Source organism: Paenibacillus sp. 598K, assembly GCF_003851045.1.
Lineage (GTDB): Bacteria > Bacillota > Bacilli > Paenibacillales > Paenibacillaceae > Paenibacillus_D.
This window is the reverse complement of sequence record NZ_BFBX01000371.1, coordinates 1-341: the sequence shown is the minus strand read 5'-3', so window position 1 is coordinate 341 and position 341 is coordinate 1. Positions and strand designations below refer to the sequence as shown.

The window sequence follows — 341 nt, the reverse complement described above, 5'->3', positions numbered from 1 at the left end:
TACTTACGCCTGAGGAGGGCAAGCCGCAAGCTCGACGGACGGCGCCAGATCGATCTCAAAGGCGCGGCCCCAGGTGAAGGCCGGGCTGTCCCAAGGCAGCTCGGCATCCGCATAAGCAGCCAATCGCCATCCGTCCTCGCAGATCTGGCGGATACCGCAGGTCGCATCCTCGCCCCCCGCCAGGAAGGCAGTCTGCCCCCGAAGCGTATCTGTATGGCTCTGCATCAACTCACACAGCAACGTGGTCAGCTCCTCGTAGTCGCTCTCGGAGTTGAACAGCCGCATCAGTTGATCCGCTGTGACGTTCGTATACAGCGAGCGGCTGCGCGAGAGCTGGCGGA

General features: G+C 63.0%; 1 pseudogene. It reads right to left on the bottom strand.

Annotated features, from left to right (window positions below):
* Window positions 1-3: 3 nt before the first annotated feature.
* Window positions 4-341 (bottom strand): annotated as a pseudogene (locus tag PA598K_RS37075) (DUF4127 family protein); the annotation flags it as partial.